Here is a 17,538-nt window from a genome sequence, read left to right as displayed (position 1 = left end):
GGCACCTCGCTATTGAATAAGTGTAGCCAACAGCTTCTCCAGCTCTTCAGGGTCGGTAAACTGTTCCAACGAGCATTCGCCGCTTCTGACTTTTTCAACAAGCTCGCGCCAGATTGCCTCCCGGTCCGGCTGTGCGGATGTATCGGCATTCGCGGCATTCAAGCCGACTCGCCCGGTCAGTCCCATGAAGCTTCTGATTTTGCCGGCATCGCCGTACATGACCGCAACTTGCGGCTCCCTCAGAGCAAGCGCCAGATCGAGCGCCTTCATGCCGGTTTCGCGGTCCATGGGAGTCATGCCGGATAGCTGCTTCATTTTGTTGCGCGCCCGCTCATCCATCTGCATGCCGCCTTCTTCCCAAAGGGGCCAGTTGATGGACAGCGTATGGCCGTGTCGCTCGCCGGCCGCCGCCAATGCATTCCTGTATTTCGCATAGCGATCCATAAAAGCGTTGGCCGCGGCATAATCCGCCTGGCCCGTATTGCCGGCGATTCCCGATAATGAAGAAAACAGCACAAAAAAATCGAGTTCGAAGTCCCGGCTCGCTTCATCCAAATAAACGGTGCCCGCTACTTTCGGAGCCAGAACCTGATCGATGTCATGCAGCGGTTTTTTGATCATGAAGCTGTCGCGAATTATGCCCGCGCTGTGGATAATTCCGTTCAGACCCCCGAATTGCCGGCGAATATCGCGCATAAGATCCGTTACGGCTTCCGGATCGGATACGTCGGACTGCCTGTAAAAAACTTTGGCACCCATGGACTCAAGCTGATGCAACTGCCGCTCGCGTGTTCGGTCCATTGGGGATCTGCCGGTAACGATTAAGGTCGGATCATTCGCACGGCGGGTGATGTGCAGCGCCGTCGCATAACCTAGCCCGCCCATGCCTCCGGTTATTAAGTAAATCCCCCCATCCTTCCAAACTGTTTCCGGGGACCCCGTATCTTCCAGTTCTTTCCACGTCTCCGTATATCGGTTGCCCCGATCATAGCGGATAGAGGTGTCTCCGGCGCTTGATTTGTTTTGCCTCAGTTTTCGAATCAGCGCTGGAGCTTCTTCGCCCGGCTCCGCTTCGATGATTTGCACAATCACCCGCGGATTTTCCAGTTCGGCGGTTTTCAGCAGTGCGGATAAAGCCGAATACAGCTCGTATTGCCCTTGACCGGAGGTGAGCAGTTGAATCAATACAGGCCCTTCCGGCCTGGACTTCAATACGCGCTGAATGTGCCCGAAAGCTTGAGACACAGCGTATGGAAAGCCGCGCTCTATGCTTTCGCCTCCCGGAACGCGCTGGAGGTTGTCGGCATTCAGCCGGAGGCACAAGGCCGGGTCCATCTCTACCGAAATGAGTTCGTGCATGGCGCTGTCGCTCCAAGGCTCGCAAAGCATGACGATATGGCTGCTGAAGGAAAGCTGCGGAACGACTTCCTCCTCCTGCTCCTGCCATTCGGGAACCAGGAGGAGCGTATCATTCTCATCGGCTGCCTGTACCGCAGATAGGTCGTGCGTCCATCTTTTGGAAGTAAACCCTTTAAGCCGTACGCATACACGCCCTTCGTCATCACACACATCAATGTCAAGCTTCTGCACGCGGTCCTGCGGGCCGCAGTTCTCGCTGTAGCGGATATACGCCCACATCTGCGAAGCGCATGGGTGAAGCACATCCGCTTGCTCCAGCGCGTACGGCACCATCGGTTGATCCATGTGCAGCGAACGGGGCCAGGCGCCGATCGCAAGGCCGATGGAAGACTGCAGCGCCGCGTCCAGCAAACTGGGATGCAGCACGAAAGAAGCCAGCGAATCCGCTGCTTCGGAAGGCAGGGACAATCTGGCAAGCACCCGATCTTGTCCTGTATATAAAACTTCGATGCCTTGCAGAGCTGCCCCGTATGCAAGTCCCATCTTGGCAAAAGCCGCATAGCACTCTTCCGAATTCAGTTCGCGTGTACAAAACGCCCGAATGGCAGAGAGATCAAGCCGGAGCGTGCCGCAAGCTTCTTCCTGAAGAACTGCTCTTCCTTGACCATGAATTACCTCTGTGTCCATGCCTCCGTCATTCGCGGCATCCCCGGTATAGATTTCGTACCGGATTTCGTTCCTGTCATCCTCGTACAGTCTGATGTGAACGGTCGTTTCCCCGCTTGTCACACGGATCGGGCTTGCCCACACGACATTCCGAAGCGATATGACGTTCTGTCCGCCATGCTGCTTTGCCGCCGCCTCTTTTACGGCTGCGCGGGCCATCTCCAGATAGGCAACCCCAGGCAGCACTTTGCGCCCTTTGACGAGATGGTCCGCCAGGAAAAATTCCTGTCCCGTAAACGTCGAGGTGAATCGTTGTTCCGCCAAATTCGCCGTATTCCGGTGCAGAAGCGGATGAAGAGGGCCGTATAGAGGCACCGCTTCCGTTGCCGGCATGGGCCGCTTCACGTCAGCCGGCGGCAGCCAATAGACTTCGCCGGCGAAAGGGTAGGCAGGCAAACGTATTCTACGAGGTTTGATGTCCCCGTACAGCTTGTTCCAGTCGACCGGCACGCCCTTTACCCACATCTGTAACAGATCGGCGTACATTTTGCGTTCAAGCGCGGTCAAGACCGTTTCGCGCATCTCTTCTTCGGAAACAAAGAGTGATAGCGCGTCAGATAGACGCTTGACCTGTCCTGTGTAGATGTCGTCAGGAAAATTTTGCGCTCCATTCGCAACGAATGCTTCCAGCTTTCGGACAAGTTCCTCCACCGAGCTGGCGGTGAACGCCAGCCGGTCTTCCATAACTTCGCGGCCGACCTGCAAAGTGTAGGCCACATCGGCCAGCTGCGTATCCTTTATTTCCTCGCGGCGGATGAACGCTAGGAGCTGCTTGGCCCGTGCCAGTAGCCTGTCTCCATTCCGCGCAGACAACACAATGACGGCAGGATGCTCGGGGCCGATTGGCCGGGAACCGTTGCCTGCTTCATGCTGAGCCGTGAACTCTTCGACAATGACGTGAGCGTTCGCACCGCCGGCGCCGAACGAAGAGATGCCGGCGATTCTGGGAACCTCTTGCCTGAAGCCGCCGATTTCGATCACCGGCCTCTTCCATTCCGCAGCGTCCTGCTGGACAACAAATGGCGTTTGGCCAAAGCGGATTTCGCTGTTCAGCTCCTGCGCGTGCAGGCTTGGCGCGATCGTTCCATGCTTCATTTGGAGAATGACTTTGGTCAGACCGGCAATGCCTGCGGCCGACTCCAGATGACCGATATTGCTTTTTACCGAGCCGATTGCGCAATACCCGGACTCGCTCGTCTCCTTGCGAAACGCCTGCGTCAGCCCGGCGATCTCGATCGGATCGCCGAGACTCGTTCCCGTGCCATGAGCTTCAATATAGCTGACGGACCGGGCGTGAACACCTGCCTTGTCCATCGTTTCACGGATGAGCTCCGCTTGCGCCGCCGGATTGGGCACCGTGTATCCGTTCGTTTTGCCGCCGTGGTTAATGCCGGTTCCGCGAATCACAGCATGAATCGGATCCCGATCTTGAACCGCTTTCGACAAAGGCTTCAAAATAAAAACGCCGACGCCTTCCCCCGGCACAAAGCCGTCCGCGTCTTGGGCGAAGCTTTTGCATTTACCGTCCGCTGCCAGCATGCGCTTTGCGCATAAGCCAACATAGTTGGAAGGATGCAGATACAGATTCACCCCGCCCGCAATCGCCGCTTCGCATGCCCCGCTGCGCAAGCTTTCGCAAGCTTCATGGATGGCCGTCAGCGATGAAGAACACATCGTATCCACAGGCATGCTCGGGCCGTGAAGATTCAGCAAATAGGACACCCGGTTCGCCACGGAGCCGAAGGATGTCGTCGGAAACAGCTCGCTCCCTTGCTGCCATAATCCCGGGCCGTACAGGCTGAAGCCTGTTTTGGTAATGCCGGCGAACACCCCTACTTTGCCTTTGTGCTGCCGGGCGAACAGTTCGGCGGCATAGCCGGCATCTTCGAGGGCTTCCCATACGGACTGAAGGAATAGCCGCTCTTGCGGATCTGTGTCCATGGCTTCCCGCGGTGACATATGGAAGAACAGCGGGTCAAAGCTGGCGAAACCATCCACGAATCCGCCCCATTTGCTGTAGCTCTTCCCTTGAGAAACCGCTGTTTTTCGATCCGGCACATAGAAGTCTGCCAATGGCCACCGCTCTTCCGGAATTTCGGTGATGCAGTCTTTGCCTTGAACTAAATTGTCCCAAAATTGCTCCAGATTGTTCGCTTGCGGATAACGTCCGCTCATCCCGATGACCGCGATCGGTTGCGGCGCACAAGCCGGGCCCGCATCTGGCAAGGGCTGCGGAGCTGTTCGCGGAAGCGGCTGCCGCCATGTCCGCTGCGCCAGATCGTTTCGCTGCCGGCTCAAAGCGGGCTGCTTCCGCTCCGCTTGCTCTGCGGCCGCCGGTTCCGTTTCGCCGTGTCCCAGGAGTGCAATAAGCTCCTCATTGTGCCGGTCCATGAAATAACCGATCAATGCCGCGAGAGTCCGATATTCGAAAAACAAAGTGCTGCTGACATCGCTGAAATGCTTGCGCAGCCTGTTCGTCAGTTGAACGATCAGAATAGAGTCGATGCCGTATGCTTCCAGCGACTCGTTCTCGTCAATTTGCTCGTACGGGATTTTGACAACTTCTCCGACCAATTGTCTGAAATAAAGGGTGCTTCTCTTGCGAAGGCTTTGCTTCTCCGCTTCCGGACCATTCTGATTGGAAAACCCATGATGATTCCCGGCAGCCGGGGTGTCTTTGCTCTCGGCTTCGTCCGGCAGGCCGGGCACGGTCACTGAAACGGGCAGACGGACCATCCCGTCGCTCTTCGCGGCAATAATCTGTTGACTCAAGCTTGCGGCCGATGCGGCCGGGTACAGCACGGACCCGAATCCGGCATGCTCAAGCACGGTCCGCCAACGCTCCGTATCAAGCACCGGGGAACCCGAAATACGCAGCTGCTCATCTTCGTAGCGCCACCAGCCTTCCAGCAGGCCGAAAGTGAGATGGCTGAACAGAGAACTACGTGTCAATTCGTTTAATAGCAGCAGCCCGTTCCCCTTCAGCAGCGCTTTGACATGGCGCAAAGTCCGGCGGATGCTGCGGGTCGCGTGCAGCACATTCGCAGCGATCACCAGATCGTAGCCGCCTATGTCCAGCGACTGTTCCGCCGGCGATTTCTCTACGTCGAAAATCCGGCATTTCAAGTAATGATTTTCCGCACCGTAATGTTGTTCGCCGTGCAGCAAAAAGCTTCGCGACAGATCGGTATAGGCATATTCCGCAATATGCCCGGCATAAGGCTTCAGCTTGTCCAAAACAATGGCGCTGGTTCCTCCCGTTCCGGCACCCACCTCAAGAATGCGAATTTGGGCGTGCGGATTCCGATGCAGCCGTTCTTCCACATAGGCGGCAGTGGTGTCGGCAAGTATGCCGTTGAAGTAATCCGCCACGGCGTTATGCTTGTACACGTCCTCTACAAGCTGCATGGAGGAGTCGGGGAACATGATGTCCGTCGCTGGGATTTTCCCTGTCAAGATGTCGGGCAAATGACGCAGCATCGCGTCCGCCAATTGCACTTGCGCTTTCAGATTACGGTCCTGCATCCAAGCCTGTTTCCGCCCCTCCCATTCGCTCCAGACGGCGTCCAGCGATGGAGAAGGGCGATCGGTCCAACGATGCCGCGCCAGTACGGATTTGCTTTCGTCCAGCCAGCGGGCGTATTCCCCCAGCAGCTTCGTGCTGTCTTTCAAAAGTCCGCTGGCCTGAAGCTGCCCGCCCAATAGGGCAAGAAGCATGTTGTCCAGCTCCTGGGCGAAACGGCTTCCTTCCAGCTTCAACTGCTGTACGAAGGAAGATGAAGCAGGCATCCGCTGCCGCAAGTTCCCCGCAGGCACTTCCGGAACGCGGGGAACCGCGAGCAGCACGTCGTCCCGGCTAACTCCCGCCACTGCATTCGGCATCGTTGTGCGGATGAAGGCCATCCGGTTTACGGAGCTGCCAAGCAAAATCTCCAGAGCCTGCATCGCTTCATCCGGCTCAATGAACCCGATTCCTGTCCGGATTAGCCGCTGTTTGAATGCGGCAGGCACCATTTCGGCAATTCCGATATCGCCCCAATACCCCCAGTTTATAACCTTGACGGGGAACGGCAGTTCCCGGCCTAGTTCATGGGCGAAAGCGTCCGCGAACGTACAACCTGCCGCATAACCGCTTTGTCCAAGCGGCTTGCTGAACGAACTCATCGATGAGAAGTACATCATAAAATCGAGCGGTTCGTTGGCGAAAACTTGCGCCATGCGAACACTGGCGTCGATTTTGGCGGATAACCCGGCCCTGAAGCGTTCTTCCGTCATATGGGTCAGGCTCTCATCCATCACCCCGACCGCCGAGTGGATCACGCCGTTGATCGCCGGATAAGTCTGTTTGATCACGTCATACGCTTGCTGCAAACTTTCGTAGTCGGAAGCATCGGCCGACAAGTATAGCGGGGGGAGACCGATCGTCGCCATTTTATCCAGCTTCGCCTGAATACGCTCATCCAAGGCTCGTCTGCCAATCCATATGAGCCTGGCGTTATAGGTGCGGAGCATGTATTCGCTCCATACTTCGCCGATGCCCCCGGCACCGCCGATGACAACATATACCCCCCCTTCTTTGCAGCATTTCGCCGGTAGCTCCGCTTGCTGAACGGCGATCAGCTTTTGCCGATACCATTCCCGTCCCCGATATGCCCATGTGTTTCCGTCAGGATCGGCAGGCAGGGCGAACAGTTCATGAACGGGCAAATCCGCTTCCCCCTCCACATCCGCATGACGGATGCTCCAGTTCGGCATTTCTTTAGCCAGCGATCCGACCAGCCCTTGAATTCCTGCATGTACGGGCTGAATCGGGTCGGAACGATGAATAGGCTGCGTCCGGTTCGTGATGACGGTCATACCTAATTCCCTTGTGTCATAGCCAAGACGGGTCAACGATTTTATTACTCTGAACAGTTGCATGAGCCCGTGCTGCTGCTGATCCAGCGTTTGTTCGCCAATAAGAGCGCCATTCCATGCCGAAGGCGCCGCCCAAATCAGATGATCGATCGGGCCGTACCGATCCAGCAAAGTTGTAAGCTCCTCCGTATCGATCAAATTGTCGGGCCGAATCGTTTGAACATCCGGATATAGCTGCCGGATGGCGAGCAACTGATCTTCCGTACCCCCGACGAAAACCGTCTTGTCTTGCGGAGCCGGAGTCAAGACGCTTTTCTCGAAAGGGACCGTATCCCACACCGGGTATTGCAGCAATGCCCCTGTACCCTGCGGAGAAAAAAGCCCGGCAACAACGTTGGTCTGCGAATCCTTCCCTCCTGTCTGCCGGTTTACGGCACGGACGCTCCTGTCGCCATGGCTTCCCTCGTCTGTCCGCAGGACGGACAATCCTTTCATTTGCAAGCAAAGTCGGCCCTGCTCGTCGCACAGATCGATGTCCAGCTTCTCCACGGAACTTTCGAGCATCGCCACATTCGACCGCCGCACCCATGCCCACATTCGCGGCGTGCATGAACTGTAAATTTCCATCTCGTCAAGCGCAAACGGAGCGACCGCTCCGCGACCGAATGCCCGCAGCCCGATGCAGGCCTGCACGGCGGAGTCCAGCAAGCTCGGATGAAGCACATAGTCATTCGCAGTCGAAGCTACGACGGTCGGCAGAGTGATCTGCGCGAGCGCCTGATGGTTTCCGACATGAAGATTTTCAATTCCCCGGTAGCCTTGCCCGTAATTCAAGCCGGCCTCTGCCAATATCCGATAGCACTGTTCCGCACCCAACGTGTTGTGATTGCACACCGCCAGTAAGGCTGCAATATCGATAGCGCCTCCTTCGCGCCGTTCTTGCAGAACAGCGTTCCCCTGGTTATATAGAACTGTGTGTTCGACCTCCGGCCCTTCCAAGCCATAGATTTCATAACGCAGCTCTCCGCTCTCTTCCGGATACAGTCCGAGATGAACCTGTACGTTCCCCTGCTCCCGTTCTTCATGAACGGCAACCGGGCTGGCCCAAACGACGTCACGCAGTTTCACAGTTACATCCTTCCGCATGCCCGATTCGGCTGCTTGCTCCACGGCGGCTCGCGCCATTTCAAGATAGGCGACCCCAGGCAGCATTTTGCGGCCCCGAACCACATGATCGGCCAGAAAAAATTCGCCACCGCCAAATGTGGACGTAAACCGCTGCCCGGATAGTGTGGACGTATTGCGATGCAGCAGCGGATGCAGACAAGCGGCCTGCGGCGGAAGCGGCCCGGCAGCGGCCGACCGCCCTGCTTGCGGCGCCCAGTAGCGCTCCATGGCAAACGGATATGTCGGCAGACTCATCCGCTGCGGCTTGCGGCCTTCGTACAATCCGGACCAGTCGACATGCAGGCCCTTGACCCAAAGCTCGAGCAGTTTGGCGAACTTCTTCTTCCGTATCCACCGCTGTACCGCTTCCTGCACGTCTTCATCTTGCGCGAGAGCGGACAGCGCTTCTTTATTGCGTTTTACTTGACCTCTGTAAACGCCTTCCATGTCCGGCTTATGTTCGATGTATCCCGTAAGCTTCTCTTTAAGTTCGTGAACAGAGGCGGCAATCAGACCGAGTCTCTCTTCCATCTCCAGCCTGCCCACTTGAAGCGTATAGGCGATGCGTCCCAATTGGTCATCCGGATACTGCCGTTTTTGCAGATCGTCCAAAAGCTGTCTTGCTTGCTCCAGCAGCCGCTGCTCGGTTTTTGCCGACAGTACGATGAGAGCGGGGCTGTCCGGGGATGCTCTCCATTCGGCATCCGGGGCGGAGCCGGGGATATATTCCTCTATCAACACGTGAGCGTTCACGCCGCCGAATCCGAAGGAGCTTATCCCGGCCCGCCTCGGCAGCTCCTTGCCCCGGGAATCCCGCAAAGCCGGCCATTCCTTATTTTCGTTCACAATATAGAAGGGGCTGTTCTCCAATCGAATATACGGGTTTAACTTGTCAAAATGCACCGTCTTGACCAGCGTTTTATGCTGTAATTGCAGCAAAACCTTGATTACGCCCGCGATGCCCGCCGCAAGCTCCAGATGGCCGATATTCGTCTTAATGGAGCCAATCCCGCATACAGCGCCTGGCGGGGCGTCCGGCAACTGCCTCAGTTCCGCAAAGGCGGTCTTCAGCCCGTTAATTTCAATCGGATCGCCAAGCGGCGTGCCTGTGCCGTGCGCCTCAATATAGGTGACGGTTGCGGGACCAATCTGTGCCTTCGCATACACGGATTTAATCAAATCGGCCTGCGCTCTCGGATTGGGGGCCGTGAGCGAGGTTGCTCTTCCGCCGTGGTTCTCGCCCGTGCCTCGCACAAGGCCATAAATATGATCGCCGTCCCGCTCTGCATCCCGAAGTTTTTTCAGGAAAATCATCCCGACGCCTTCGCCGCGGACATACCCGTCGACCCGATCCGAAAACGTCTTGCAGCGGCCGTCCTCGCTCAGCATGCCGGCTTTGTTGAAGCTAATATGATAGCTCGGGTCCAGGATGGTGTTCACCCCGCCGACGACCGCGGTGTCGCAGTCGCCGCCGCGAATCGCTTGGACAGCTCTGTGCAGCGCCACCAGCGAGCTGGAGCACGCCGTCTCGACCGGTTCGCTCGGTCCGTTTATATTGAGAAAATAGCTCATCCGGTTCGGACCGACCGAGGAAACGTGACCTGTGGACGAGTATCCTTCGATGACGTTGTTCGCGCCCGAGAACAGCCCGTTGTAACCGCTGCTTGCCGTTCCGACGAACAGGCCCATCCTGCTGCCGGACAAGCTTTCCGGGGAATACCCGGCATCTTCGATCGCCTTCCAGACATACATCATCAGCAACCGCTGCTGGGGGTCCATCAGATCGGCTTCACGCGGCGATATGCCGAAGAACATCGGATCAAAGTCGGCCACCCCGTCCATGAATCCGCCCCATTTGATGTTGGTTTTGTTCGCCTCCTGCTCCGGGTCACCGTAATACGCCCGCCAATCCCAACGGTCCGGCGGAATTTCCGAAATGCAATCTTTCCCTTCCTTCAGATTCGTCCATAGCTCGTTGACATTGTCCGCCATCGGAAATTTGCCGCTCATTCCGATAATGGCAATTGGCTCGGCCGCAGCCCGCTCTTGTTCGCGTGCCGCATCATTAGGGTCGGCGCCAAAACGGGGCCGGCCGACCGTAACGTCCCGCTGCCGGAAGGATCGGCGATCGGAATCGGCAGGGGAGGCCCCTTTTATTTCCTCCGCCTCGTCATGCGTCAAAGCATGCTGCCCGGCAGCGGAAACGGTAAATACGCGACGTAGCTCCTGTTCATGCGAAGCCGCCAAATAGTCCGCAAGCGTCCGGATCGTGGAATGCTCGAAGAAGACGGTAGGCGTGAGCTCGAGCTTATACTGTTCATTCAGTCTGTTCGCGAATTCGGTAAACGAGATGGAATCGAAACCGTATTCGCCGAACTCGACATCCGGATACAGGTCGCTTCTGTTCACCTTCAGCATCCGGGATACGGTCTGTTTCAGCGCTTCCTGCAAGCTGACGGAAAGCGGACCGGCAAGAGTTCCGGCAGAGTCCATTCGCTGCCTATGATTGCCGCTGTTTGCGTCTGCCATCTCTCGCGTCGCAACCGCTATAGCCGGCCCGACGGGCATCAATTTGGACGTCAGGCGGTCCATTTGCCCATGAAATACGGCTGCCTGACCGCTCCCGCTGGCGACAGCCTGACGGAATAAACGCATCCCCTCGCCTGTCTCCATCGGCATCATGCCTAGCTGCCTCCGCATCATCTTCTCCGCCGGCCCGCTCACCTTCATGCCGCCGTCCTTCCAGAGCGACCAATTTAGCGCCACCGTATAGCCGCTGCGCTCGCGAGCGGCCACCTGTTCATTGCGATGCCGTGCGAACTCATCCATAAAAGCGTTTGCCGCCGCATAATCGCCCTGACCCGGATTTCCCAACACGCCTGCCAACGAAGAGAACAAAAGGAAAAAATCAAGATTCATCGCTGCGCTTGCTTCGTCCAGCAGCACCGTTCCGTCTACTTTAGGAGCAAAAACTTCCCGCATTTCTTCCGCCGACTTTTGGCGAAGCATCCGGTCGTTCGTAATTCCCGCGCTATGAATGATTCCGTTCAGACCGCCAAAGTCGGTCTGGATTTCCTGCATCAGCAAGCTAACGGCTTGCCGATCAGACATGTCTGCTGCGCGGTAAAGAATCCGGTTTCCGCCGATCTCCAGCGCCCTCAGTTTTGCCTGCTGCTCCGCATCAAGCGGCGAGCGTCCGTTTAAAATAATGGTGGCGCCCTTCACTTGATGCGCTATTTCCCGCGCAAAAATAAATCCCAGTCCGCCGAGCCCGCCGCTAATGAAGTAGGTCCCCTTATCTCTCCAGGGGACGGCTGCCGGCGCTGCGGAAGCCTCCGTCTCCTTCCAAGCACGCACATACCGCTTCCCGTTCGCATAGCGGATCAGACGCTCCGTTGCTCCGTTCCTGTTCTCCGTCAGCTTGGCGATCAGCGCGGAAGCCTCTTCATCGTCGCCCGTTTCAATGACTTGCCCGTGCAGCCCCGGATGTTCCTGACTCGCTGTCTGCAATAGCCCCGACAGTCCCGTCAAGAGCCGGTCCCGCCCGCAATTCGGAACGACGACCTGGATCAGCACCCGCTCTTTCGAGCCGCTGCGGATTGCCTGTTGAATGGCTTCGAGCAGCTGAACCGAGGCATCAAGAAATCGCCGGGCGATAAGATTCGGCTCTGACCCGGCCTCAGCGCCGTCAAGTGAAAACGCCGTACAATCGGCATCGCGGATGTCCGAGCGAATCCGGTCGGCCCAACGCGCGAAAGGATCGGACAATATCACGAAATGCCGGTCATAGTTTTGTTTTACAGCTTCCTTATTCGCCTCTTTCTCGCGCCACTCAGGCACCAGCACGACCGATTGCCCGACCTCTCCGCCGTCTTGAAGGGTGCGCCGCTCCAGCGCCCGCGGCGTAAAGCCCGTCATGCGCACACAAACGTTCCCGTCGTCGTCACACAAGTCGATATCGAGTTTATCCACTTTATCGGAAGCCGAGCGGCCCTCGCTATACCGGGCGATAGCCCACATCCCCGCCGTGCAGGGACGGTACGCTTGCAGATTTTGCAGAGCAAACGGCAGTACAGGCTTGCGGGCTTCCGCTTGATCAACAGCCGTACCTATCAAATATCCGATCGCCGCTTGAAGAGCGGAATCCATCATGCTCGGATGGAGGACATAGTTCCCTTCCGTTATGGAGATGCACGGAGGCAGGGACAGCTTGGCCAGCACGATCTCTCTTCCCAAAAACACGGTCTCGATCCCGCACAGACTGTCGCCGATGGCAATCCCCGCCTCTCTCGTGACGTCGTAGAAAGCTTCCGCCGTCACTTGGCTCGGGCTGCACTCGGCCCGCAGCGCAGGAATGTCCGCCTGCGGCACTTCATTTCGCTCTCGTATGACCGCAACGCCTTGACTGTAGATCAGACGCTGCCCCTCGTCATCCGTTTCCCGGTAGATCTCAAAGGCTAAATCGCCGTTTTCTGCCGGATATACGCCGATATGGACCGGCACATCGGTTTCGTTTACGGCGAGCGGAGTTGTCCACACGACATTTTTCAGTTGGATCATGTGAGCCTCGCCCACACCGCCCGCCGCGTGTTCAACAGCTGCCCGCGCCCACTCCAAATGCGCTACGCCAGGCAGCACTTTTTCCCCTTGTACAATATGATCGGCCAGAAAAAACTCTTCTCCGGTAAAAAACGAGCTGTAACGCTGCTCGGATAAATCCGACGTATTGACATGCAACAATGGGTGAAGGCGGACGATCCGGTCCGCTTCCCTTTCGGCCCGCACATCATTGCCGTTGTCCACGCTCGGCGGAACCCAGTAGCTGTCCCTTGCGAACGGATAGGTCGGCAGCGAAATTCGCCGATACGCTCCTGCGGGGAACAATTCTTCAAAACGCAATTCATATCCTTGTATGAATAATTCCGCCACAGCGGACAAGTTCTCCAGGTAAGCAACTGCATTGTCCGCTTGACTACATTTTCGGATGCATTCATCGGCATAACGTTTCAGCGCCGTCTGTTCCCGCAGCTCGTTGCGGTTCACGGCAGACGTATACAGCTGCGGCGCCCTCCCTTTCTCCAGCCAGCTGTTCAAACGCGCCACCAGCTCTTCCGGGCTGCGTACGATACAGACCAAGCGGTGGCCCAGATGCTGCCGGCCCGTTAATAACGTGTAGCTCATATCTCCGCAATCCGCGGGCTGACGGCCGCAATGCTCAGCGAGCAAAACCGCCTGCTGGCGCAGCTGATGTTCCGTCCGCGCAGACAATGCGATCAGATAGCCCGGTTGTAGATCGCGTTTGCGCCTGCTCGGCTGAGGCGCTTCTTCAACAACCATGTGCACATTGGTCCCGCTAAAGCCGAATGAGCTGATCGCAGCGAGGCGAAGCTTCCCTTCTTCCGCATCCCAGTCTTTTGTTGTCGTGTTCACGTAAAACGGACTTCCTTCAAACGCAATGTTGGGATTTCCGTTCTGCATGTGCAGCGATGCCGGAATGCGCTTGTTTTTCAAAGAAAGCAATATTTTGATCAAACCGGCAATGCCCGCCGCAGTGGCCAAATGCCCGATATTCGTTTTGATGGAGCCGATCGCGCAGTAGGCCGTCTTGCTGGTGTAACGTGCGAAGGCGCTAGTCAAAGCCTGAAATTCAATCGGATCGCCCAGTTTGGTGCCTGTGCCGTGCGCTTCCACCATTTGAATGTCCGCCGGATCAATCTGGAACGTGTCGTACACTTCCTGTTCCAGGCGAGTTTGCGACTTGGCGCTCGGTGCGGTAATGCCGTTCGTCGCGCCGTCCTGATTCATGCCCGTGCCGCGGATAACCCCATAGATCTGATCCCCGTCGGCCAAAGCGTCCTTCAGGCGTTTCAATACGACCGCCCCTGCCCCTTCGCCGGGCACGAACCCATCCGCGCGGTCATCGAACGTGTGACAGCGGCCATGGAGCGACAGCATGCCCGCCCGGTTCGAGTCGATATAGAACTGCGGCGTAGATTGAATAAACACGCCGCCCGCCAGTGCCAGGTCGATCTCGTTGGACCACAGCGCCTGACAAGCCAGATGAACGGCAGCCAACGAGCTGGAGCAGGCGGTATCCACTGCAATGGCGGGACCGTGCAGGTCCAGATAATAAGCAATCCGTGCCGGGATGATCGACCCCGCCTTGCCCCAGAACGATTGCGGCGGCGGATTGTCGCCCAGGATGTGCCGATAGTCCGTTCCCGTACATCCTACGTAAACGCCGCAGCGCCGTCCCTGCATGCCGGCTCCCGCATACCCGGCATCTTCGAGCGCTTTCCACGATTCCTCAAGAAAAATTCTTTGCTGCGGGTCCATATAACTCGCTTCCTGGCCCGAAATATTGAAAAAGAGCGGATCGAATGCGCTGATATCCTCCAAAAAGCTGCCGTAATTGCAGTAGCCGGAACCGTCAGGAAAATATTTGGAAAGATCCCACCGCGACACTTCCTGAATCAAATTTGCACCTTTTTCCAAGTGTTCCCATAGTTCATCGACATGGTCCGAGCGTGCGAAGCGGCCGCTCATCCCGACGATGGCCACCGGCTCCTTCGTATTCGTGCGTGCCAGCCGGCTGCCGTCGAATGCGGCTGATGCCGCCGATGCTGATGGCGCAGATGAACCCGATGCCGTTGCGGACGGGAAGCGGTATGGCTCCGGAATCGTCACTGCGATTTTTCCTATATGCTCTCTGCGTTCCATGAAGCGATAAGCATCGTTCAGTTGGTCAAACGAAAACACCTTCCCAACGTGCGGTCGTATAGAGCCTTCTTCAATGAGCCGGAGCATTTCATTCCGGTACGACAGAAGCAGCTCCGGATCTTCGAACCCCAGCTTTCTTAAATCGATACTGTAAAACGACTGGTTGTGGTTCAGCCCGGATAAATCGACCGTTTTGGCGTTTTTCAAAGCCGTCATCGCAATTTCGATATATCTGCCGCCGCGAGACAGGCAGTTCAATCCTTTTTGCAGCGCCTCTCCGGCCAGCGTATTCAGAATGACGTCAACGCCCTCTCCTTTCGTCAGCCGCTTGATTTCCTGTTCAAAATCATTCTCCACGTAGTTGATGGCATAGTCTACCCCCATCTGCCGCAAATGCTCAAGCTTGGCCTGCTTGCCCGCTGTTGCAAAGATGACCGCACCGTAATGCTTGGCCAATTGCACCGCAATGAGACCGACGCCGCCTGCAGCGGTTTGAATGAGCACGCGCTCGCCTTTTTTTATTCCCGCCCTGCGGAACGCGGCGATGGCGGTCATCGCCACCACCGGCAAAGAGCAAGCTTCCTCGAAAGACAGTCCGTGCGGCTTCGGAAACACTTGAGACTCATGACATGTTATGGCAGACGCATGTCCGCCCATAGGCTCTCCGGCGTAAAAGATCACTTCATCGCCGCAGCGGACGGAGGTCACGGCCGTTCCCGTCTCAACGACGATTCCTCCGGCCTCGAATCCCGGTGTAAACGGATAAGGCGGCATCGTTGGGTATAGCCCCTTGATGCACAATAAATCGCCAAAATTTAAAGAAAATGCGCGAACGGCGATGCGCACCTCGTCTTCGCGAAGCGCCGGTGCCTCGGCCTGACGGATCTGCACATCGCAATCCGCTGATGGCCCCTCGATGACCGCTCTGTGAATCATGCGGACTTCATGCCGCCCCGGTACCAAGGCTGCCGCGCTTCCGGGAGCGTCGCGTCCTGGCGCAGTCGAAGCTATCCGCTCCCTTTCACGGGGTGCAGCGGTTACGGAATGCCTCTCTCCGGAGGACGTTGTTTCGAGCGCTCCGCCAGACACCCCCGCCGCCGGCTCCGTGTGGGAGACCTCCGCCTTAACGCTGTGCAGCAGCGTCTTAATCGTAGAATGATGCTCCCGTTTAATGTGCTGCACCAGTTGATCCACATTGTTATAATCGAATACAACTGTCGTTTGCAGCGTCAGTCCGCATTTCTTATTGATAAGATTCACCAAGTGAACGGCGATAATCGAATCTATGCCGTACTCGGAAAAGCTGCGATCATTTTGGATGCGGCCTTCGTCAATTTTCAGATCACCGGCGATGCTCTCGCGGATGGCCGATCTTACGTATTCCTCGACCATTTGGTCGGTCACCGCTATGGGAACCGGCGCCATGCCGCTTGTCTGCTCCTCATCATCTGCCGCCGTTCGATCGGAGGCCGCTTCAGTCCCCACATGGGCAGCTGAAGAAAGCGACTTGTTCACATCTGCATAATTCCGCTGCGGCGCTGTAGAAGACGATGCTTCCGCCGCCTTGCTGCCGGAAGTAACGGACTGGATGACGACTCCGTCGCTATTGGCGGCAATAATCTGTTGTTTGTAATGGGCCGCCTCGATAGCCGGATAAGCGATGGAATGAAACCCTTCCCGCTGCAGCGCTTTTCTCCACGATTCCGCAGACAGCGCCGGAGAGCCCGGAACGCGCAGCCTCTTGTCTTCGTACTGCCACCAGCCTTCCAGCAAGCCGAAAGTCAAATGGTTGATGACCGTTTTGTCTGTAATCTCATTCAACAGCAGCAGCCCGTTCTTCTTCATGACCGTTTTGACGATGCGCAGCGTATGTCTGATATCCCGCGTCGTATGCAACACATTGCTGGCGATGACAAAATCGTACGCGCCTGCTTCAAGTCCCTGTTCTGTGAAGGGAAAGCTCAAATCCGCGATTTTATACACTAAATAAGGGACCCGGGAACCGTATGTCTGTTCCGCGTGCATGAGAAACGCCTTGGAAATGTCGGTATAGCAATATTCCCGGACGGACTGCTGCAAAGGCTCCAAATATTGAAAGACGACTTCGCTTGTGCCGCCCGTGCCGGCCCCGATCTCCAGAATCCGCACTTCCCTTGCGCCCTGCGCTTGGTTGTGCACGTAATTCGCCGCTTCTTTCGCCAGCGTCTCGTTAAAATAATCCGCGATCGCGTTATGCTTATAGACGCCTTCGACCAGTTCCATGGACGATTCGGGGAACATCGTTTCCGTTGCCAGCCTGCTGCCGCCAAGAATATCCGGCAAATGGCGTATCGTTTTGTCCGCCAGCCGCACATGCGCTTTGAGATCGCGATGGGCCAGCCATTCCGGCAGCTTGCTATCCCATTCTTTCCACGCCTCTTGGATGAAGGAAGACGCTGTCTCCGCGTCGGCATTTACATCGTTCACAGGCAGCAAATGCCGATGGTCGCGCAGCAGGTTCAAACTTTCCTGCAACCACTTGGAATAAAACGCTTTTGTTCCGCCGTTCAGCGCAAAATGCGGTGCGAAGCATCCTAGCCCATGCAATTGGGCCCACATCAATTTCACGAGCAGCCGGTTTACACTGTCCAGCTGCTCCAGTTGCTCATGAACCGAATTCAGGCGCCGGGTGTTTTCCATGCCAAGTCACTCCTTTTGCCGTTGGGTAAA

At 56.8% G+C, this 17,538-nt stretch carries 1 protein-coding gene; it reads right to left on the bottom strand.

What is annotated here, in order from left to right; all coding sequences use genetic code 11:
• Window positions 1–9 precede the first annotated feature (9 nt).
• Window positions 10–17,508, bottom strand: a complete 17,499-nt coding sequence (locus KQX66_RS30700; RefSeq protein ID WP_216797198.1) for an SDR family NAD(P)-dependent oxidoreductase — start codon at window positions 17,506–17,508, stop codon at window positions 10–12.
• Between the last annotated feature and the right edge of the window lie 30 nt (window positions 17,509–17,538).

Source organism: Paenibacillus oleatilyticus (assembly GCF_018998565.1).
GTDB classification, from domain to species: Bacteria; Bacillota; Bacilli; order Paenibacillales; family NBRC-103111; genus Paenibacillus_G; species Paenibacillus_G oleatilyticus.
Note: the sequence above shows the minus strand (reverse complement) of the source record. Positions and strands in the feature narration are given on the sequence as shown.

Coding starts and splice junctions, on each gene's coding strand:
- KQX66_RS30700 (WP_216797198.1), bottom strand. CDS start 17,508: ATGGAAAACACCCGGCGCCTGAATTCGGTTCATGAGCAACTGGAGCAG.